This is a genomic window from Mesorhizobium sp. C372A (assembly GCF_030323245.1).
Lineage (GTDB): Bacteria > Pseudomonadota > Alphaproteobacteria > Rhizobiales > Rhizobiaceae > Mesorhizobium.
On the sequence record NZ_CP100475.1, the window covers coordinates 5,407,047 to 5,426,753 of the forward strand.

Annotated in this window: 18 protein-coding genes; 2 read left to right on the forward strand and 16 right to left on the reverse strand. The window is 63.4% G+C overall.

Features of this window, described 5'->3' with window-relative positions; all coding sequences use genetic code 11:
• Window positions 1-23: 23 nt before the first annotated feature.
• On the reverse strand, window positions 24-1,220 hold the full coding sequence (locus tag NLY42_RS26065; protein WP_031244617.1) for an aminotransferase-like domain-containing protein: 1,197 nt from the start codon (window positions 1,218-1,220) through the stop codon (window positions 24-26).
• A 270-nt stretch (window positions 1,221-1,490) separates the two neighbouring features.
• On the opposite strand from NLY42_RS26065, the gene NLY42_RS26070 reads away from it, so the two are divergent.
• A complete protein-coding gene (locus NLY42_RS26070) occupies window positions 1,491-2,231 on the forward strand; it encodes a sulfotransferase family protein (RefSeq protein WP_023754595.1) in 741 nt (246 codons plus the stop codon).
• 22 nt (window positions 2,232-2,253) lie between these two features.
• Here the strand turns inward: NLY42_RS26070 and NLY42_RS26075 are convergent, their stop codons facing one another.
• The 4 genes from NLY42_RS26075 to NLY42_RS26090 all read right to left on the reverse strand — a co-directional run bounded on the left by NLY42_RS26075 (window position 2,254) and on the right by NLY42_RS26090 (window position 4,075).
• Complete coding sequence (locus NLY42_RS26075; RefSeq protein ID WP_023671412.1) at window positions 2,254-2,442, reverse strand: hypothetical protein; 189 nt, start codon at window positions 2,440-2,442, stop codon at window positions 2,254-2,256.
• A gap of 285 nt (window positions 2,443-2,727) precedes the next feature.
• A complete protein-coding gene (locus NLY42_RS26080) occupies window positions 2,728-3,432 on the reverse strand; it encodes a Crp/Fnr family transcriptional regulator (protein ID WP_023685922.1) in 705 nt (234 codons plus the stop codon).
• A gap of 173 nt (window positions 3,433-3,605) precedes the next feature.
• On the reverse strand, window positions 3,606-3,779 hold the full coding sequence (locus NLY42_RS26085; RefSeq protein ID WP_023754596.1) for a hypothetical protein: 174 nt from the start codon (window positions 3,777-3,779) through the stop codon (window positions 3,606-3,608).
• A 140-nt stretch (window positions 3,780-3,919) separates the two neighbouring features.
• Complete coding sequence (locus tag NLY42_RS26090; protein ID WP_023671409.1) at window positions 3,920-4,075, reverse strand: DUF1127 domain-containing protein; 156 nt, start codon at window positions 4,073-4,075, stop codon at window positions 3,920-3,922.
• A 759-nt stretch (window positions 4,076-4,834) separates the two neighbouring features.
• On the opposite strand from NLY42_RS26090, the gene NLY42_RS26095 reads away from it, so the two are divergent.
• Window positions 4,835-5,671, forward strand: a complete 837-nt coding sequence (locus NLY42_RS26095; RefSeq protein ID WP_023754597.1) for an SLC5/6 family protein — start codon at window positions 4,835-4,837, stop codon at window positions 5,669-5,671.
• 645 nt (window positions 5,672-6,316) lie between these two features.
• On the opposite strand, the gene NLY42_RS26100 is transcribed toward NLY42_RS26095, so the two are convergent.
• The 11 genes from NLY42_RS26100 to NLY42_RS26150 form a co-directional block, all read right to left on the reverse strand.
• Window positions 6,317-7,009, reverse strand: a complete 693-nt coding sequence (locus NLY42_RS26100) for a hypothetical protein (protein WP_155922509.1) — start codon at window positions 7,007-7,009, stop codon at window positions 6,317-6,319.
• Between the two features lie 32 nt (window positions 7,010-7,041).
• A complete protein-coding gene (locus NLY42_RS26105; RefSeq protein WP_023689836.1) occupies window positions 7,042-8,220 on the reverse strand; it encodes a gluzincin family metallopeptidase in 1,179 nt (392 codons plus the stop codon).
• A 79-nt stretch (window positions 8,221-8,299) separates the two neighbouring features.
• Entirely contained in the window at window positions 8,300-9,022 is a 723-nt protein-coding gene (locus NLY42_RS26110; protein WP_031244619.1) for a TfuA-like protein, read from the reverse strand.
• A 5-nt stretch (window positions 9,023-9,027) separates the two neighbouring features.
• On the reverse strand, window positions 9,028-10,182 hold the full coding sequence (locus NLY42_RS26115; RefSeq protein WP_023689834.1) for a YcaO-like family protein: 1,155 nt from the start codon (window positions 10,180-10,182) through the stop codon (window positions 9,028-9,030).
• Between the two features lie 23 nt (window positions 10,183-10,205).
• Window positions 10,206-13,367, reverse strand: a complete 3,162-nt coding sequence (locus tag NLY42_RS26120) for an AAA family ATPase (protein WP_023754599.1) — start codon at window positions 13,365-13,367, stop codon at window positions 10,206-10,208.
• A 302-nt stretch (window positions 13,368-13,669) separates the two neighbouring features.
• Window positions 13,670-14,653, reverse strand: a complete 984-nt coding sequence (locus NLY42_RS26125) for a substrate-binding domain-containing protein (protein ID WP_023689831.1) — start codon at window positions 14,651-14,653, stop codon at window positions 13,670-13,672.
• A 120-nt stretch (window positions 14,654-14,773) separates the two neighbouring features.
• The gene (locus NLY42_RS26130; protein ID WP_023697779.1) at window positions 14,774-15,787 is read right to left on the reverse strand and encodes an ABC transporter permease; all 1,014 of its coding nucleotides are present in this window, start codon (window positions 15,785-15,787) and stop codon (window positions 14,774-14,776) included.
• 38 nt (window positions 15,788-15,825) lie between these two features.
• A complete protein-coding gene (locus NLY42_RS26135; RefSeq protein ID WP_023754601.1) occupies window positions 15,826-17,343 on the reverse strand; it encodes a sugar ABC transporter ATP-binding protein in 1,518 nt (505 codons plus the stop codon).
• The gene (locus tag NLY42_RS26140) at window positions 17,340-18,338 is read right to left on the reverse strand and encodes a LacI family DNA-binding transcriptional regulator (RefSeq protein WP_023754602.1); all 999 of its coding nucleotides are present in this window, start codon (window positions 18,336-18,338) and stop codon (window positions 17,340-17,342) included. Before NLY42_RS26140 ends, NLY42_RS26135 begins: the two co-directional genes overlap by 4 nt.
• 266 nt (window positions 18,339-18,604) lie before the next feature.
• Window positions 18,605-19,069 (reverse strand): GFA family protein, encoded by a 465-nt coding sequence (locus NLY42_RS26145; protein ID WP_023754603.1) that lies wholly within the window; start codon window positions 19,067-19,069, stop codon window positions 18,605-18,607.
• A 32-nt stretch (window positions 19,070-19,101) separates the two neighbouring features.
• The gene (locus tag NLY42_RS26150) at window positions 19,102-19,638 is read right to left on the reverse strand and encodes an isochorismatase family protein (RefSeq protein WP_023754604.1); all 537 of its coding nucleotides are present in this window, start codon (window positions 19,636-19,638) and stop codon (window positions 19,102-19,104) included.
• Window positions 19,639-19,707: the final 69 nt, after the last annotated feature.

Consider the following 19,707-nt stretch of genomic DNA (forward strand, 5'->3'; position numbering starts at 1 on the left):
CATCTCCCCCTCGAGGGGGGAGATTAGCCCATCAATTTCGCCAGCCTCGGCACGCCCTCACCCACGGCGCGTTCATCAGCCAGCGTAAAGCTCATCCGCATCGTGTTGCGGCCCGAACCGTCGGCGTAGAATGCGTTGCCCGGCACGAACGCCACGCGGGCTTCCTTGACCGAGCGGGCGAGCAGTGCCGTGGCGTCCGCACCTTCGGGCAGCGTCAGCCAAACGAACATGCCGCCTTCCGGTCGGCTCCAGCTGACGCCATCCGGCATTTCCGCTTCGAGTGCTGCAAGCAAGCCGTCGCGGCGCTGGCGATAGGCGCCGATCAGCTTTTCCACCTGGCTGTCGTACACGGCCTCGGAGACGCGGTGCATGACCAGCTGGTTGATCGACGGGCTGTGCAGGTCCGACGCCTGCTTCATCAGCACCAGCCGCTCGACGACACGGCGCGGCGCGCAGACCCAGCCGACGCGCATGCCCGGCGACAGAATCTTTGAGAACGAGCCGCAATAGAGCGTGCGGGCGTTTTCGATGCCGCCGGAGCGTTCGCAGTCGAGCGCCAGGATCGGCGGCTGGCCCTCGCCGTCATAGCGCAGCGCGCGATAGGCGGCGTCCTCGATGACGGCAATGTCGAGCTCGCCGGCAAGGTCGAGCACCGCCTCGCGCTGCTGGCGGTTCAGCGTCTCGCCGGTCGGGTTGGCGAAATCGGGCACGAGATAGGCAAATTTCACCTTGCCGCCTGCAGCGGCAGCCGCCGCCTGGTAGGCGGCGGGCGTCATGTTGCCGCCATCCGGCGTCAGCCGTTCGTAGCGCGGCTCATAGGCGTTGAAGGCCTGCAACGCGCCGAGATAGGTCGGCCATGTCACGAGTGCTGTGTCGCCCGGCGACAGGAACAGCTTGCCGAGATAATCCAGCGCCTGCTGCGAGCCGGAGGTGATGAAGATGTTGTGCTCGTCGCAGGCGATGCCAAGCTTGCCCATCTGGCCGGCCAGCCATTTTCTGAGCGGCAGATGGCCTTCGGAGACCTGATACTGAAGTGCTGCGCTCGCCTCCGCGCCGCCCAGCACCGAGGCGTAAGCATCGGCGATGGCTTGCGCCGGAAACAAGGCCGGATCGGGGATGCCGCCGGCAAAGGAGATGATATCGGGCTGGTCGAGCAGTTTGAGCAGCTCGCGGATTTCCGACGCCTTCATGCGCGAGGCGCGCGACGCCAACAGGTCCATCAAACTCACGAGCCAACCTCCCGGGATACGGCATCTGGTCCAGCATGACCGTCCCGGCCATGCGAATTTAGGTCAATCTGGCTGACCTATTATCAGGCTCCCCCACCCGCGGGAATAGCCAGACCGTCATTCCGCGTGGCCCAGACGAAAAAGCAAACACATTTTGACCCCTGCACAGGGAAAATTGTTGCGCGCCGAGGGGCGCGGATGCAACCTCATTCCGAGCGGACCGGCATAAAAAGAAAAGCGGTCTCAACCAGGGGAGATAAAATGGCGCTTGAGCTCATCGGGGCCGGATTCGGCCGCACCGGCACATGGTCGACCTTTGCCGCGCTGAACAGGCTGGGCCTTCCCAGCTACCACATGCAGGAAGTCATCCTCAACAAGGCCAACAAGGGCCATCTCGACTTCTGGCGCAAGGTGGCCAACAGCCCGCCCGGCAGCCAGCACGACTGGACCAGAGTCTTTGCCAACTACAAGGCGACGGTCGACAATCCGGGATGCTGCGTGTGGCGCGAATTGATGGCCGCCTATCCCGACGCCAAGGTGCTGCTCACCCTGCATCCGCGCGGCGCCGAGGCCTGGTACGACAGCACCATCGACACGATCCACTTCACCGAGACATTGTGGCAGTTCAAGGTGCTGGAATGGCTGACGCCGTTCGGCCGCAAATTCGGCGACATGTCGCACAGGCTGATCTGGGGCCGCACGCTTGCCGGCGTGATGGACGACCGCGCCAAGGCGGTGGCGCGCTACAACGCCTATACCGAGGAGGTGATAGCGGCCGTGCCGCCGGAGAAGCTTCTGGTGTTCAAGGTCAGCGATGGCTGGGCGCCGCTCTGCGGCTTCCTCGGCGTGGCGCTGCCCAACGAGCCTTTCCCCAACCTCAACGACCGCGAAAGCGTCAAGAAGATCATCCGCGACATCATCAAGGGCAGCTACATCATGCTGGGGCTGTCGGTGGTGGCGGTGCTTGCGGCGGTCGCGGCGCTGTGGTGGTGGCTGGGGTAGCCGCCGGACCGTCAGGGTACCGCTACTTGCGCGTGATCCAGCCGAGGAGATCCGGCTCGACATCTTCGTGGTCGGTCAGGTCGCGAACCAGGGAGGCGGCGAGCGCGCGCCAGCGCTTTTCCGGGACATTGTCTTCCATCACCGATTTGATGAAGGCGGCGCGCAGGATGGCGCAATCGAAGGCGGATACATCGAAAAGCAGTTCTGCCATTTCGGTTTTCCCCGTTCACATCGGGCGCGCGAGCCTGTCGAAGCCTCAGGCGCCAGCGCCCCATATACATGGTCGACGACAGCAGATTCATACTCTTGCCGAACCAAGGTTCAACACAATTCGATTGTACGGTTTTTACCAAGCCATTGCGGTTCGTTGCCCGCTTTTGCGCCGATGCTAGATTTGCCGGGCGGCCTCTCCCCAGACGGCCGCAAATGGCCGGCGCGGCTCTGGCAACATGCTTTCACCGGCATTCGCGTCGGCCATTTCCAGCCCGTGCCAGGCTCAGCCCAGCAGGCGTTCGTATTCGGCCTCGGCCTGGCCGTAGAAACCGTCGGCGACGGCGATCAGGCCATCCCGGTCGCGAATGACGATCTCGCCGCGCCGCGACCGGATCAGGCCGCGCCCTTCCAGGATCTGTAGGCCGATGGTGACGCCCGGACGCCTGACGCCGAGCATGACGGACAGGAACTCATGCGTGATCTGGATCTGATGGCCGACCACCCTGTCGTCACACATCAGGAGCCATCGGGCCAGCCGATCCTCGAGCTTGGCGCGGGCATTGCTCAGCGCCGTGGATTTGGTCTGGCCGTGCAGATAATGGGCATAGCGCAGCAGGAAGGCGCGAAGCGTCGGGCTTTTCTGCAGCGCTGCCTTGAACGGCTCGGAATCGATGCACACCGCCTCGCCCGGCATCTGCATGTAGCAGTCATGGGGCGCCCAGTCGGCGCCCATCACCAAAGCGGAGCCCGACATGCCTTCGTGGCCGATGATGCCGACCTCGGTGTCGAGCCCCGGCCGGTTCCTCGCCACCACCGAGGCCAGGCCGCTTTCCAGGAAACAGACCGAGGCGACCGGCTCGCCCGCCATTTCGAGCGGGGCTTTGAGATCGAGCACACGATGGTGCAAATGCGGCGCAAGCAGTGCGAAGTCGGCCGGGTTCATGCGGCGCAAGAGGCCGCTTTTCTCCTTGCTGACCGACTGGTCCATCGCTCTCTCCCGTCAAGGGCAAGAGCACATGTCATCTCCCAGCCGTCGGCGCCCTGCCCAAATGCAAACGGTCATTGGACGATAGCTGACTCGGATTCAGCCATTGTACTTCGTACAAAACCGACAAATCAGGGGCGACGCCCCATCAATCAATCCAGCAGCTTGTTCCTGGATCAGCGCTTCGGGCGGTCAGCCGCAACCATGCGCGCTTCGCGCACGATGGAGGGGCGATCGTTGCCGATCAGCGATGCGATCTCTTGTATCTGCTGCTCGGAGGCCCCGGTTTCCCGCGCCAAGGCCGCGAGCGCCTCGGCGCTCAGACCGGACTGTCTCGGTTGCTCCGCCATGGCTCCAATGCCTCCTGTCGGGGCAGGAGTGCGATGGTCGCTCCCAAGCGTCAGCGCCCATTGATGTGGCCGACGATGCTGCACTGTACGCTTCCGAACAATCGATGGCGAGCGATATATTAGCGACGCTGGATGCGGCCCTAGAACGGCAGCCTTATCTCATCGATCGACCTCGACTCCGTCCAGCCAATGTCCTTCTGGATCTCCGTCGGCAGCGCATTCAGTGCGCGGACGGTCTTCCTGTGCTTGCTGGCGCGCGCCAGGGCAGCGCGAATTCTGCTGAGACTTTCAAACATCGGTTACCTCCATGCAGCAGCAGAGCGCTGCCTTAGGCCCGCTCTTGCACGGCCTCTGTAACCGATCGATTGCGCGGCAACGGTGAAGCGCTTCACAAACCGATGCCGGCCAGAAACATTTGTATACAAATTAGTTGCACTCCCGCGGTGGCGTGATCCGACCTATGGCAGGGCGATCGCATATGGCGCTCCCTCGGGTTCGGCGACCCACCTACCCTTCGTCGGCGCAAGGCGATCACATATGAGTTCTTACGAAGAGGACCCCCACCCTAACCCTCCCCACAAGGGGGAGGGAACGCTGCCGCAAGCCACCCATTCTGGCGTGGAACCTAGGCGATTTGCGGCGATCAGCGCCTACCAAGTCTCCCTCCCTTGTGGGGAGGGATTAAGGGTGGGGGTATTCGTAGAGCGCAAACCTGTCATATTCGATTGCCCCGCTCCGCGGACGGAGAGGAAATGCCAATCACCGAGGTCGCGGCCTTGATGGGCCTGGGTTTCCTCTCCCCATGGACATGGGGGAGGTGGCCGCGGCGGACGGAGTGGGGCTGGCGCCGCCTTATGCGATTGCCCTGCCCTCCTCCGCGCCATCGCCGGCATCCTCGTCCGCCGCCTCGGCTATGGACGAATCCCATCATGCGCAATAAGGATGGGGTCTGCCGTGGCGCTTTCGCGCCGAGGCAGGCGACGTTCGATCAATGACGCTGCGCCGGGCGCCTTTTACGCCGCCCAGCAAAAGTGTCGATACCGGGGGATCTGGTCATGACCGACAACAAGCCGACCGTAGACGTTACCAAGGACTGGCAGGCAACGCAGGGCCAGAAGTCCGGCGCCACGCGGCTGCGCCTGTTCGCCGTGCTGTCGTGGGTCATCGCCATTGGCGGCGAGATCGCCGGGATCGTACTGCTCTACAAGCACAAATTCGACCAGGGCAACCTGCCGCTGCTGATCGGCATCCTGGTCGGGATCGCGATCTTCGCCATCGCCGGCAGCCTGCTCTGGAAGGCGGCCAACCGGAAGGACCCGGCCCGCGAATCCGACACGTTCAGGTTCTTTGTCCAGAACCAGCTCGGCGCGATCATCACCCTGATTGCCTTCCTGCCGCTGGTTATCCTGATCCTCAACGACAAGAACATGGACCCGAAGAGCAAGAAGGTGGCCGGCGGCATCGGCGCCGTGCTGGCCGTGCTGGCGACGCTGATCGGGGTCAGCTACCAGCCGCCATCGGTCGAGCAGTACACGCAGGACATGAACTCGTGCGCGGAACAGATCAAGGCGGGGCAGCCGACCACGGCCTGCTCGCCCGAAGTCGCCGCCCAGGCGCAGGCGATCGCCACCGACTCCACCACGGTGGCCGCGGCGACGAAGGACGCGGCACACCCCAATGGCCAGGATGTCGTCTACTGGATCGCGCCGGAAAACGGCGCCGCCAAGTCCGACACCGAGCACGTCTTCCACCTCTGCGCAGCCGTCAGCCCGCTGAAGGACAAGACCGTCAACAGCGGCTCGGTGACCGAAGCCTACGCCCAGAACGCCATCCGCATCACGAAGCAGATCGAGATGGAACAGAAGCAGTGCGGGTTCACGACCACGCCGTGAATGAGGCTGCGGGCTGGCGTGGCCGATTGGGTGCGCCAAACTGGTGGTCCACATCATAGTTGTCCGTCAGTGGCGTGCGGTCCCTCGTGGCGCGAAGGCTTACATGGCGGGACTAGACGCAACGTAAGCGGCTGGGGCACGTCAAATCCCTGGCAGGGGCACGACGAAAATTGAATGTCGCATTTGGGCCGCTTCCTGCCTGTCCGGTTTCGGGTGGTAGCATTCGGAAAGCGGACACACTCGTTGACTGGCGCGACAGCTAAATCCCGTTTGCCGGACACGGCGAGGATGCCGAGGGCCTCTCGGATATCGATGTGATGAAGCCTTTCGCGTTCGTGTCGACAGGATTCAATGGATCTCGGCCGGCGGTGACAACCAGGGCGCACAACATGGCCATCGTGCGGAACTCCCGTCGCCAGTTATGTCGCCGAGCCGATGCGCCCCACGCCCGCCCTCTAGACCGAGGACAGCCCCGAGACCAAGACACGGAAGGCCGTACCCAACCCGCGGAATGAGAGTCTGATCAACCGTCGTCTCTGAGCTCCACCCCCCAGCCCTGTGCAGCTTCAGCCGATCCGACTGCATGGCAAACCTGCCAAGCAGGCGAGCCTTCTTGCCTTCAACCTTGACAGGGAACATGAGAGACTAGTCGCTCAGCTTTCCGCCACGGTGTCCCATCGTCATCTTGGATGCGTACATCGTCGGTGAACGCTTGCCTGGAAGGTTCGCCTCGAGGACGATCTGTTCGACAAAGCCCTGGTTCATCTCCAACTCCACGCATTCGTTGAGCTTATCGACGAGCCAAACCGCGTAGCCTTCAGGTTCCTTGGCGTCAAATTCCGAATCGTCCGCCGGAATCTTGGGTTCCGGAAACGCCGGGATGATCATTATCTTGGGCTTTGGCAAATCGTAGGTATGTCCCTCATAGGCATAACCGACAATTATCCCGCACGATGTTTTCTGTTCTGGAGATGATCCGAGCATGAAGGTACTGCCTACCGTTGAAAGGACCGCAGCGCCAAAATTCTTCAGGTCGATCTTGAAATGGTAGGAGACTCTGATTGGTATTTTTGGAAATGGGATATTTCCATTTATTATATCTTGGCGGCCTTTGTTGCTGTCATACTTCTTCAATACTTCAAGTGCGTTGACATGTTGCTCGTCGGTGATAGGTTCCCCAGGCGCGGTTTCGACATACATGCCGGTGTCACCAAAGGGTGCTGGCGCACCGGGCACGCTGAGTCCAATTTCCGCCCCCAAGCCATAGAGCCTAACCTGTGTTGCGTTGTAAGCGCCTGACGGAAAGGTTAGTGTCGGTCGGTGATAGTCGTCGCTCATTTTCCTCGCTCCTTTTTGCTGCATCCTTCAGTTCACAAGATCTCCCGCCAGCTGAAGTTCTCATCGAATTTTTCCGCGAGCATCGGCGCGACGCGATCGCTGGAGTCCACCACCAACGCCGCGGCCTTTTCGAACGACAGGTCGTCCGCATCGAGGCGTGGCCATGCCTGAGCAAGTGCGAGAGCCACCTCGTCCCTTGCTCTGATCAGCATGCTCTTGAACATGAAGGGCCGAGCGCGGAAGGCGCGGGACGTGAAATCCGAAATGCGCTGCATGTCGGATTGGTCGACATCCTTGATATCGATCCCCAGCAGCCGCTCGTCGGCCAACCCCTCGTGCACCAGTGCCGCGTGGTAGACGTGGACGATCGTGTCGAACACAGCCCCCGTGAATGGCCGTGACCTGTCATGGATTTCCGCCGTCACCTCCGACATGCGGCGTGCGTTGCTGGCGAGGCGGATCTGCCGATCGCCAGTCAGCTCGGCAATCCGGTTCAACTCATTGAGAACAAGCAGGTTGCCATTGCAGTGCCGCAGCAGCCGGTCCATGCCGCTGTCGAAATTCAGGAAGGACAAGAGCGAGACCAGATCCGAGCTGGCTTCGTGGAACGGTCCGAAATCGCCTTGAGTCAGGCCGCCAGTTGGTGTCCCGAACAGCGAAAACAAGATTGCGTGGCCGACCTCATGTGCGATCACATCGAAGTTGAGCGCATAGGGATAGTTGCCTCCGTCGATGCCGCGCTCTCGGCCGAGTTCCAGATAGCCATAGCCCGATTGCGCATTCTCCCAGTCGACGAAGGGGATGATTTCGAGCCGCTCGAACGTCTCGGCGAAATACCAGACAATCGGTTTGCCGAGGTAGCTTTCCCAGATGTCCAGCACGCGGCTGACCGAGGCGAAAGCGTGCGCAGAAAGGAACTGCCGCGAGGTCAAGGAAAGCTGATCGAAATGGCCGTCAAAGCCAGCCTGTGCAGGTGGAAAGGTTTCGCCGACAAACGGTGGCAGATAAGGGTAGTCGTAAGGCTCCTTGTCGAGGAGCGGATCGCGAACGTAGATGCGGTGATCTTCCGGGCCGGAGCGGATCAGATCGGGTGGAGTAGAAATCCATACTGTTTCGGGTGTTCCGTAACCCGAAAGGTGAGGGACCTGCGGGTAGACCAGGAACCGCGTACCCAGCACACCTTGCGCAACGGCACGATCGACCGCGTCCAATTGCTTGGCCCCCTCTGACGATGCCACGCTATCACGGTGCTTACGTTACGTAAATCGTCGGCCGCCAAGAGGTCAGGGCCTATAGCGCCAGCCCCGCATCATCCATATCCTTGGAGAAGGCCGTGGTTAGCTGTAATTCCGGCACGGGGTATGCTTTTTCAAATGCTTGCTCTCGCAAAAGTTCGAGTGCCCGCAGGGCATCTTGCTTTTTTTGCTGGACGAAAGCGGCGCCGAGCTCCCTGCACAATTTCTCGACGTCGTCCTTGCCGTCGTGCGCATCCCGGACCATCCGTGCCAGGGTGCGATCGCGAAAATTGACGGCCTGTGCCGCACCCTCGAGCCTCGCCTGCTGTTCGGGTGAAATCACGCCGCGCCGGCAAGCAGCACGAAGGGTCCGGCGCAGGTCAATCAGCGCATGCGTCAATTGAGCGAAATTCACCTCGGCCGGTCCATGCAATACCGCTACTGCGTCGTCGGGTGCAAAGGCGCAGCGGCGATACCATCGGTAGATAAGCCCGACGCCTTGCATATGGGGGAACAGCTCGGCTGCTCGAAGGGCACCCATGCTGGCCGCGCCGACGACATGAATGCCGCGGCTGAGGGCCCACAGGATTTCCTTGTGCCGAACCGCCGGCTCGGTCTGAAAACCGCCATCTATGAGAAGGATCGCACTCGGGTCGAAATGCTGCACGGCCGAAACGATCGAGCCTTGCACGGCCGGGGGAAGGCATACCGCATCGACGACCTTCAACGCGTCGGAATGGGACACGGTAGGGCCAGTGAAGACGAGTTTCGGGCGCATAATTCCTACCCCTGCAAGAGCGGCTGCAAGGCAGGGATGACAATCCTGACAACCGACAGGGCGTCGAACGGTTTCGTTCCCACCCGGATTAGGTGAACCGCATCGAACCCTCTCTCTTCGAGAATTGCCAAGAGGACCGACAGCCCGTCCGACGCCGTGTTGAACTTCTGCTCGGCGAACGCGCCGAAATCCACGCTGCGCGGGCCGTCGCGGAGGAGCCGGCGATGCGCTGCAATCACCTGCCGATCGGGGTATTTCGGATAGGACGCGCGCGTCAGGTCATCGCGCGCGCCCGAGATCGCCGCCAGACGGGCCTGGGCCGCTTCGTAGATGGCGTGCACCGCCGCGCCGGCGGGACTGAAACCGGCAGCCGAGCCATCAGCCGGATGATCCAAAAGGACCGTTTCTGTCGGTTCGTCTTCCAGCAGATGGCACCACACCACCGGTATGCCCAACGGCGACAAAGCTTGCCAAAGGCCAACCAGCACGTTCTTGGCCGCCAAAGTTTCCAGGAGATCGCGGAGCGACGGATCATCGATCGTCTCGGGATCGATGCGTTGACGGTGGAAAAACCCGTGGGTCCGGTATGCCGTGGCGATCGCGTCGCGTTCGATGCATTCAAGCATGCCATGAACGATGGCATCCGGCTCCGCGAAGCCTGCTGCCAAACCGCTCGTCGATGCCGCGAAAATGCCGTCATGGGGCAGCGACGGCAACACATAGGCGGTGTGCACGAGCTCGAACGGGACCAGGTCGCGGCTGCCGGTAAGAAGATTGTCTGCGGCTACCCACGCGGTCTCCCTGCCGCGCCATCCCGGCGCGGTGCCCCCTTGGAGATACCTTTCGAAACGATCTGGCGGGATGCCCAATTGATCGGCGCAGCCGACGACTGGTTCGAAATTCGCCACCTGCTCTGCAAAGAAGCTCTCGGCCGATTCCAGCATGGCCGATATCCCGGCTTGCACCAGGGTGGCGCCCTTGCCTTGCGCGACCGCGTTGGAGAGCGAGAAAGGTCTTGTCACCTGCACGACCGGGATGCCGAGCTGGTCGAGCCCGGTGATGTCGGCGATCCGCGTGATGCCCAGGCCTTCGCGCATCTTCATCAGCCTCGCCAGCGCCTCGTCGGGCGGCGGACCAAGGCGTTGATATCGCTCCAGCATCGCGGATGCTCTTGCAGGGCCCGCTAGTGCCGAACGGCCGATTCGGGATTGACGATCAGCGCGGCGCCCGGCTCGAGAGCGGATTTCGCACGTTCGACCCGATCGCGATAGCGCGACGACAGTTCAGGCGACAGGCCTGATGATTGAAGGGTCTCGTATGTACTGACGAGGAAAGGCACGGCACTTTGCTCCGCGGCTATGGCGATGCTCTTTTCGAGGGCAGCGATTACGTCCGCCTCCGCATCGCCCTGGAGAAGAAGTAGCTCCGCCCTTCGCCTGTAGAGCTCTGCCAGCCAGAAGCGGCTGCCGCCGGCCTCGGCCTGCGCCACAGCCGAGCCCAGCAACGCGAGCGCCTCATCGACCTCGGCAGTTCGTGTCAAAAGCTCTGCCAGCATGCCGCAATAGACCGGTTCGTCCTCAGGCGTCTGGAACTCGCCATGGAGGCCAAGGCCTTGCCGCATTTTCTCCCTGCCGCTCTCGACCTGGCCGGCGTTGCCGTCGCACCAGCCTTCGAAGATTTGCGCTGCGGCGGCGAGGGCGGGCATATAATGGCGCTCCGTCAAGTGGCGCAGATCCGCTATCACGCTTCGTAACCTCGAAAAATCTCGGCGATAGCAATGCAGCATCGCCTCGTTGAGATAGGCATGTGCGATGCTGCCGGCATGTCCGGTTTGCTGCGCCCAGCTCCTAGCTTCCGACATCGAATGGATCGCGCTTGCCGGCTTTCCGACAAACCAAAGCGACAAGGCGCGGTGGGCGAGCCCGCAGACCCTCGCGTCATGCCCGCCGAACAACGCAGCATTGGCTTTGCCCTGGCCGTGCTCATAGAGCGAAAGTCCTGCGTCGACTGCCGCGATGCAGCGGTCGTGGCGGCCAAGATTGAAGTCGATTGCCCACACGCAATGCCTGGCCTGGAGTTGCACTTCGGCATCCTCGACATCCCTGAGATCGCTGAGCACCACTTCCGCGCGCTCGCCGTCCATGACGGTATCCGTGAACCACCAGCCCCAGTAGATCGGGAACCACTTGGCCCGCTCGGCCACCGGCCGCCGCCGGGCTATCACCACGCCGTCCTCGTACAATTTGCGGGCGGGCCCCGAGTTCGGACCTTCGACAGCGGTCAGGATGGGACCGAGCACGATCATGGCCGATAGCCGCAGCGCGTCTCGCCTGTCGGCTGCCGCAACGTGCTCGCAGAGCGCCAATGCATGCTCGAGTATCTGCCTCGCTTCCGCCATTGCCGAGCGCGACGAGCTTTCCGTGCCTGCGATCACGAACTGAGCGATCGCGTCCTCCATAAGGCCTGCGCGCTCGGCGTGCTCGGCGACCTCGGCGGTGCTCAGCCACCCGGCCAGGTTTCGGTTGCGGCTCACCGCGGCAAACAGGTGGCGATGCAAGGCCTGCCGTTTCTTGCGCAGCGTTGCGTTGTAGATCGTCTCCTGGATAAGCGCATGGCGCACGCCATAGACCGGAACGCCAAAAGGCCGCACGCGGATCAGGAACCCGGCCTCGCTCAGTGAATCCAGCGCGTTTGCGATGATTTCGTCGTCGAGCTCCGGCAACAACGCGCGCAACAATTCCTGATTGAAACGATTGCCCGCGACGGCCGCGGCGCGCGCGACTTCGCGTGCCGGCCCTAGCGTTTCGAGCCTGGCCTCGATCACGCTTTCAAACACCGAGGCATGACTGCGCGTCGCGGTCTGCGCCAGCCGATCCGTTGCCGAGGCCGCGTTCTCGGCCATCCACTGGCAGATTTCTTCGATGAACAGCGGGACGCCTCCGGTCACGCGTTCCACCACGTCGAGCAATTCCGGGGAAGTTGAAGGCTTGCCTTGCGGCCACATGGCCGCGATCGCCAGCCGCGTTTGCTCGCGGTTGAGCGGCTTTAGCGAGATATGCCTTGGATTCGATGCTGCCAGCCAGCTCCCGGATTCAGGGCGCGTGGTCGCGATGACAAGCGCCCGGAAGTGACGGGCCGACTGTGCAAGCTCAGCCAACAATTGTCTAGACGTCAGGTCGATCCAATGGATGTCCTCGACCACCAGGACGATCGGTCCGCTGGCGCACAGGGCTTCGAGCGAGTGGCGAACCGCCCAATTGGCTTTCGCGCGCATCGCCTCGGCGTCGATTTCCTTAAGCATCGGATCGGCTCCCGCAGCGCCGAGCAGGAACGAGAAGACGTCTATGATTTCAGGATCGCGGACGTCATGATCGCGGAATACTTCTGCCACAGCGGCAGCGCTCAGCTGTCCTTCGTTGCCGGCGAAATCGCCGCGTACGTTCTGTAGCAGCGGATGCAGCGCCGAGCGCAAGCCGCCGGGCGTGCACTGGAAGAGCAGCAGTTTCGCGCGCTGGTGACGCGTGCGCCGGCGCACTTCGTGAAGAATGCGCGACTTGCCGATCCCGGCCTCGCCCTCGATCACCACCACGCCGCCGTTTCCTGCAACGGCGCTGTCCCATGCTTCGGCGATCGTGGCAAGTTCGGCCTCGCGATCGACGAGCGGACTGCTCAGCCGCCCGAAGGCGAAGAAGCGGTCGACCTCGCGCTTGTGACTCAGCGCGCGCCAGACCAGCTCCGGCTCGGCAAAACCCTTGATCGTATGGCTGCCCCTAAAGCTGAACACATGCGACCGTCGCGCCAGGTTGCGTGTCGCCTCCGAGACTAACACCGTATCCGGCTGCGCGATGGCCTGGAGCCGCGTGGCCATCGCGAAGGCAGGGCCGGTGACATTGTCACGACCCGTCTCGGCGTCACCCTTCTGGATCAGGGTCATCGATGTCGCGATTCCGACCCGGACATGCAAATCGGCGCGGCCTTGGTTCGAACCGACGCGCCTGCAGGCGTCGATGATTTCGAGCCCGGCCCGGATCGCCAGCGATGCCGCATCCTTGGCGTCTATTTCGGCAGGAAACAAAGCAACGCCGCCATCGCCGACCTCGACCTCTACGGCACCCGAGCACGACGCGACCGCCTGTCTCGCCGCCCGCTGGAAGGCTGATATCAGTTCCTCGAACTCTTCGATGTCCAGGATGCCAAGAAGGTCGGTCGATCCGACCAGGTCGTAGCAGAGCGCGGTCAGGATCCGGCGCTCATGCCGGGCTTCCGACGCATTGTTGCCGTTGCCGCCCAGAAAACCTGTTGCCACCGACACCGCCGGCAACGCGACCGGACTCTTCTCCGACATGCTGCGATTTCCTCGCCGAGCGCAGTGACGGCAATATTAGCAAAGTGCGATGCTGTTCACAAAACACTTGATCGGTGGGCAGGGCAGGAAAAAGCCGATGCTGGGATCATTATGGAGAGATATGCTCACGGCGCAAACTCCCCATGGCGTCGACACCAACTGTGACCGCTTTTGGCGGGCGGCCGGGATGACTTCGATGACCGAGATGAGGCGCGAAGCGGCCGTTCCCATACGTTGCCGCAATGCAACAAGGCCCCTCGGGGCCTTGCGCATCACCTCAATAGACGAGCTCTGCCCGCCCCTCACTTCCCCATCAACTGCTTGGCATTCTCGGCCGTGATCGCGGTGGTCTCCACCGTCACCGTCTTGTCCACCTCGGTCGCGCAGTCGAGCAGGATCTTCTTCGACATCTCGATCGCTTCCTTGGCGCCCGTCGGGTAGGTGAAGGTTGCGACCCAGTCGCCCTTGGCCACCGCCTCGATGCCGCCAGCCGGGCCCGGCAGGCCGTCTGTGCCGATGATCTTGACGTCCTTGCCCGCGCCCTTGGCGGCGAGCAGCGCGCCGGCGGCCATCATGTCATTGGAGGCGTAGAGCACCTTGATGTCGGGGTGCGCCTGCAGCATGGCGGCGAAGGCGACCTGCGCCTTGTCCGGCACCCAGTCGGCGGCCTGCTCGGCGACGATCTGGACCTTCGGGTTGCCTTTCACGCCTTCCTTGAAGCCGTTGAGGCGCTCCACCGCCGGCGTCGAGCTCGGCAGGCCTTGCAGCACGGCCGCCTCGCCGCCATCGGGCAGCAGGGTCTTGGCGGTGTACTTTCCGGCTTCCTCGGCGATCTTGAAATTGTCGCCGCCGATGAAGGCGGTGTAGTCCTTGCCCGGGTCGCCGACCGTCTTGCGGTCAAGCTCGATGACCGGGATGCCGGCATCCATGGCGCGCTTCACCGCCGGCGTCAGCGGTGCGGCCTCGAAGGGCGAGATCAAAAGGATATCGACCTTCTGGGTGATGAAATTGTCGACCTGCGAGGTCTGCGTGTTGACGTTGCCGGCGCCGTCGGCGATCTGCAGCGTGAAGCCAGGCACTTCCTTGGCCGCCGCCTCCAGCTCGTCATTGACGTGCTGGCGGTAGGGCTCGGCATTGTTGGCCTGCGAAAAACCGATGACGAACTGGCCGTCCTTGGCGCAGGCTTTCACCAGCGGCTCGGCGGCGTAAGCGGAGCCTGCAATGCACAGGCCGGCGCCTGCCAGCAGCACGGCCTTGAGGGTCGATCCTCTTAGTGTCGTTTTCATAACTCACTCTCCTCCTCGTCCGGCCGGGGGGCCAGACCTTGGTTTGACGTTCACGTGTTGCCGTCTCCTCCTTGTTTGTTTGTGCATGTCGTCATCGCAAAACCTTTTGCGCGACATGCACTAACGACCCAACCCCTCGCGGCGGCGAACGAGGGATTGAAGCACTGCCGCCAGGACGATGATCGCGGCGGTCGCGAGCAGCTGCATGGCGGGCGTGATGTTGTTGAGCTGCAGGATGTTGGCGAGCGCGCCCAGCATGATGGTGCCGGCAACGGTGCCGACCATGGAGCCGGCGCCGCCGAACAGGCTGGTGCCGCCGATGACCACGGCGGCGATGGCCGTCAGCTCATAGCCCATGCCGTCATTGGCGCTGCCGAAATTGAACTGGCCGGCATGGACGATGCCGGCAAGGGCGGCGGCAAAGCCGGTGATGGCGTAGACCGAGATCTTCACCATCGACACCGGCACGCCGGATATGCGCGCGGCGCGCTCATTGCCGCCGACGGCAAAGACATAGCGGCCGAAGCGCGTGGTGTTGAGCACGATGGTGGCGATCGCGGCAAAGACGACGAACACAAGCGTCGCCACCGGCACGGTGTTGTTGAACAGCCGCTCGCCCAGCACGGCGAACACCGGCGGCGCCAGGCCCGGCCCTTCGCCATAGGAAATGTTGATGTACTGATTGCCGGAGACGACCAGCGCCAGCCCGCGCGCGGCCTGCAGGCCGGCCAGCGTGACGATGAACGGTTCCAGCCGAAAGCGGGTGGAGATGGTGCCCTGGATGGCGCCGAAGAAGATGCCCAAAGCGAGCACGGCGAGGATGGTGGGGATCAGGCCGAAGCCGCCGGAGATCATCATCGAGGCGGTGACGACGCTGGACAGGCCAAGCACCGCGCCGACCGACAGGTCGATGCCGGCCGTGATGATGACGAAGGTCATGCCGATGGCGATGATGCCGGTCTCCGACACGGCGCGCACGATGTTGGCGATGTTGTCGGGGTTGAGGAACAGGATCTCGCCATGGCGGCGCGGCGAGAAGATGATGCCGCCAATCGCCACCAGCACCAGGCCGATCAGGCTCTGAAAGCGCACGATGAGCGCCAGCGGGTCGCGATGCTTTTGAGGCGCCGCCATTATTGGGCTCGCTGCCACTGGATTGTTGTCCTGAGACATCAGGCCTCCCTGCCGTTAGCCGCGGCCAGCACCGTGTGCTCGTCGACGCCGCCCAAAAATTCCGCCACATTGCGCCCCTGGCGCAGCACCACGATGCGGTCGCACAGACCGATCAGTTCCGGCATCTCGCTGGACGCCACCAGAATGCCGAGCCCTTGCGCGGCGAGTGCCCTGAGCCGCTGGTAGATCTCGCCCTTGGCACCGACATCGACGCCGCGCGTCGGCTCGTCGAGCAGCAACAGGCGGGGGTTGCCGAGGATTTCTTTTGCCAGCACCACCTTCTGCTGGTTGCCGCCGGACAGTGCGCCGACGGCGATATCAGGGTTCTTCGGCCGGATGTCGAACTGACCGAAGGATTCCTTCACCGCCTCGGCCTGGCGGCGCGGCGAGACCAGCCAGTTCGGCGAGATCCTGGATATGACCGACATCACCAGATTGAGGCCGACCGCCATGCGCAGCATCAGGCCCGAGCCCCGGCGATCGTCGGTGACGAAGGCGATGCCGGCGCGGCGGGCAGCACTGATCGAATCCAGTTTCACCAGCTTGCCCGATATGGCGACCTCGCCCTCCCAGCGGCCGGACAGGCCGGTGCCGTATAGCGCGGAGAGCAGTTCGGTGCGCCCTGCCCCCATAATGCCGGCCAGGCCGACGATCTCGCCTTCATGGACATCGAGCGAAACACCTTGCGGCGCCTGCCAGCCGGCGCTATCGCGGGCGAGCCTGAAGCTGGCGTTCCTCAGGCTGAGCAGCGGCTTGCCCGCCGCTTTGGCGCGCTGCGGATAGAGCTCGTCCAGGGGACGTCCGACCAGCAGCCTGACCAGCTCCGCCTGCGGCGCGTGCGGCTCGGTGATGCCGGCGACGCGGCCGTCGCGCATCACCGTCACCCGGTCGGCAATCCCTGGCACTTCCTCCAGCCGATGCGAGATATAGACGATGCCGACGCCGGTGGCTGCGAGTTTTCTCATGATGTCGAACAGCCGCTCGACTTCGCCGACGGTAAGTGCGGCCGTCGGCTCGTCCATGATCAGCACGCGCGAGGCGTAGGACAGCGCCTTGACGATCGCCACCACCTGGCGCTGGCCGATCGACAGGTCCGCCACCATGGCGGACGGATCGATGGCGATCTCGATCGCCTCCAGCCGCTTCTTCGCCTCACGGCGCATTGCCGGCACGTCGAGGAAGCCGCCCGGAAGCATCAGTTCGCGGCCGAGGAAAAGATTGGCCGCGACATCCAGCGACGGCACCAGGTCGAGCTCCTGGAAGATGGTGGCGATGCCCGCCGCTTGCGCCTCGCGCGGGTTGTTGAAGCGCACGGGTCTGCCGTCGATCTCGATCATGCCTTCGTCCGGCGTGTAGACGCCCGACAGAAGGTTCATCAGCGTCGACTTGCCGGCGCCGTTTTCGCCGAGCAGCGCATGGATCTCGCCCGCCTTGAGGTCGAAGTCGACGCCGCGCAGCGCCTGCACGCCGCCGAAGCGTTTGACGGCGCCCGTCATCACCAGAAGCGGCGCCTTCATTTCGGCCTCCCGCAGGAGGCGCGCGCCCGCAGCGTCGCCTGCAGCCGCACCGAACGTGGCTCTGAACCGGTCGCCGCGATGCGGGCGCTGAGCAGGGCTGCCGCCTGCCTGCCTATCTCGGTGCAGGGCTGCGCGACCAGCGTCAGGCGCGGTTCGAAACAATCGGCCCATTCGAAATCGTCGAAGCCGGCCAGCGACAGATCGCCCGGAATGGTGAGGCCTTTTTCGCGGATGGCGCGGACGGCTCCGATCGTCGTCATGTTGTTGCCGGTGACCAGTGCGGTTGGTGGCGACGGCAGCGACAGGATGGCGTGGGTGGATGCGGTCGCCGCCGCCGTGTCGACATTCTCGGCCGAGAGATAGTGCGACACGCTTTCAAGTCCATTGGCGGCGAGCGAAGCCTGGAACGCCTCGATGCGCTCGCGCGTCGTCGTCAGGCCGGGCTGTCCGGCGATATAGCCGATGCGCTTGTGGCCGAAGGAGGCGACATGGTCGATCAGCGCGCGCATCGACGTTTCGTTCTCGACGCCGATCTGATCGAAGCGCTCGTCGGCGAAACGGTCGATCAGAACGCATGGCATCTTCTTGTCGGCGAGGTAATCGATGGCGCGCTGCGGCGAGCCCGACGGGGCCAGGATGACGCCGTCGACGCGGCGCTGATGGAAAGCGCGCACCACCTGCAGCTCGCGGTCGGGATCTTCCTGGGTGTCCGACAGGAAGACCATCAGCCCGAGCCGCGCGCATTCGGCCTCGACCGCGCAGATGATGTCGGTGAAATAAGGGTTGGAGATCGCCGAGATCGCCAGGCCGACGCTGTTGGTGGTCGAGGCCTTCAGTGAGCGCGCCAGCTCGTTGGGCTGGTAGCCCATGGCGGCAATGGCGTCGTTGATCAGCCTCGCCTTTTCCAGCGAAACGAAGCGCGTGTTGTTGACGACATGCGAGACGGTCGACACCGACACGCCGGCGCGCCGCGCCACTTCAGCCATTGTCGGCAAGACATATCAGCGCCTGCAAGCGCTCCTCCCTTTTGCGTTTCCCGTCCGCTCTGATGGCGGATTTTAAGGGAGCTTAGGGCGATCGAAACGTTTGCGCAATCGATTCGATGCAATTTTTAGCGGGGCTTATCTCCCCCCTCGAGGGGGAGGATGTCGCCGAAGGCGACAGAGGGGGTCGCCGCGCGTGAGGCGCCAACCTTCCATCTGCAGCAAGGACGTCGAGCCCAGTCGCACCGACCCCCTCTGGCCTGCTGGCCATCTCCCCCTCAAGGGGGGAGATTCGCAGTTTCAGCAAACTCGGCCACCAGCCCCTCATACGCCTCGAAGGCCGGCAGCGCCTCGTAACTATGCACCGCCGGCGTCGTCGCCCAGGGCAGTTTCTCGCTGGTCCATGTCTCGATGAACGGCGTGAACCAGCCGGGCTCGTCAAGCATGGTGGGGCGCAGATTGACGAACCAGTCGAGCCCTTCGGGGCGCGTGAACATCCAGCTCATGCAATAAGGGCAGAAGTAATGACGCGAGGCGCCGTGCAGCCCGCCGATCACCGGCTCGCCTTGCATGATTTCGAAGCCGTCCGAGGGAATGGCGGCGCTCAGTGAATAGGCGCTGGCCGACATGCGCTGGCAGCCGGTGCAATGGCAAGCCATGGTCAAAAGCGGTTTTGCGGAAATCTTGAGCCGCACACGTCCGCAGCGGCACCCGCCTTCGGCCGGCAATTTCAGGGTTGGCACGGTAGTCTCCCAGTATTCGAAGCGCCGGCGCTTCAGTCGCCGGTCAGCGCCTTCGTCGTCACCAGCGTGGCGCCGGCATCGGTGAAGTCCGCATTGTACCGGGCGATGATCTCGGTCGCGGTTTCGCCTTCAGTGTCCAGCGTGGAATGGGCATCGGAAACGACGGTAACGCCGAGGCCCTCGGCCAGGGCGCCCTTGACGGTGCCGGCGATGCAGAAATCGGTTTGCGCTCCGGCGAGCACGACTTCGCCGGCCCCCTGCCCGGCCACCCAGGCGCCAAGCTCGGCATTCGAGAAGGCGTTACGGACGGTCTTGGAGAATGTCGGCTCGTCCTTGGCCTGGCCGAGTTCCGGCCATACCGGCCAACCCGGCTCGCCCGGCGCCAGCGGATCGCCGGCCGGCCCGTCATGCCGCACGAACGCTATCCGGCGCCCCTCGCGCCGCGCCCAGCCGATCAGCGAGCGGGTACGCTCGGCTATGCCCGGCGCATCATGGATCGGCGGCTCGACGCGGCCGTCGAACATGTTGGTCTGGAGATCGATGACGATGAGGGGAGAGAGGTTTGGCATGGCGCGAAGATAGCGCGGGCGATGCGAGGGTCAAGACGGCGAAGCTGCTGATCTCCCCGTTGGGAGATT

What these genes read in the sequence shown, in the direction of transcription:
- NLY42_RS26110 (WP_031244619.1), bottom strand. Translation starts at nt 9,022, where the DNA reads ATGCGCCCGAAACTCGTCTTCACTGGCCCTACCGTGTCCCATTCCGAC.
- NLY42_RS26070 (WP_023754595.1), top strand. Translation starts at nt 1,491, where the DNA reads ATGGCGCTTGAGCTCATCGGGGCCGGATTCGGCCGCACCGGCACATGG.
- NLY42_RS26090 (WP_023671409.1), bottom strand. Translation starts at nt 4,075, where the DNA reads ATGTTTGAAAGTCTCAGCAGAATTCGCGCTGCCCTGGCGCGCGCCAGC.
- NLY42_RS26080 (WP_023685922.1), bottom strand. Translation starts at nt 3,432, where the DNA reads ATGGACCAGTCGGTCAGCAAGGAGAAAAGCGGCCTCTTGCGCCGCATG.
- NLY42_RS26130 (WP_023697779.1), bottom strand. Translation starts at nt 15,787, where the DNA reads ATGGCGGCGCCTCAAAAGCATCGCGACCCGCTGGCGCTCATCGTGCGC.
- NLY42_RS26125 (WP_023689831.1), bottom strand. Translation starts at nt 14,653, where the DNA reads ATGAAAACGACACTAAGAGGATCGACCCTCAAGGCCGTGCTGCTGGCA.
- NLY42_RS26065 (WP_031244617.1), bottom strand. Translation starts at nt 1,220, where the DNA reads ATGGACCTGTTGGCGTCGCGCGCCTCGCGCATGAAGGCGTCGGAAATC.
- NLY42_RS26085 (WP_023754596.1), bottom strand. Translation starts at nt 3,779, where the DNA reads ATGGCGGAGCAACCGAGACAGTCCGGTCTGAGCGCCGAGGCGCTCGCG.
- NLY42_RS26120 (WP_023754599.1), bottom strand. Translation starts at nt 13,367, where the DNA reads ATGTCGGAGAAGAGTCCGGTCGCGTTGCCGGCGGTGTCGGTGGCAACA.
- NLY42_RS26100 (WP_155922509.1), bottom strand. Translation starts at nt 7,009, where the DNA reads ATGAGCGACGACTATCACCGACCGACACTAACCTTTCCGTCAGGCGCT.
- NLY42_RS26150 (WP_023754604.1), bottom strand. Translation starts at nt 19,638, where the DNA reads ATGCCAAACCTCTCTCCCCTCATCGTCATCGATCTCCAGACCAACATG.
- NLY42_RS26075 (WP_023671412.1), bottom strand. Translation starts at nt 2,442, where the DNA reads ATGGCAGAACTGCTTTTCGATGTATCCGCCTTCGATTGCGCCATCCTG.
- NLY42_RS26095 (WP_023754597.1), top strand. Translation starts at nt 4,835, where the DNA reads ATGACCGACAACAAGCCGACCGTAGACGTTACCAAGGACTGGCAGGCA.
- NLY42_RS26135 (WP_023754601.1), bottom strand. Translation starts at nt 17,343, where the DNA reads ATGAAGGCGCCGCTTCTGGTGATGACGGGCGCCGTCAAACGCTTCGGC.
- NLY42_RS26115 (WP_023689834.1), bottom strand. Translation starts at nt 10,182, where the DNA reads ATGCTGGAGCGATATCAACGCCTTGGTCCGCCGCCCGACGAGGCGCTG.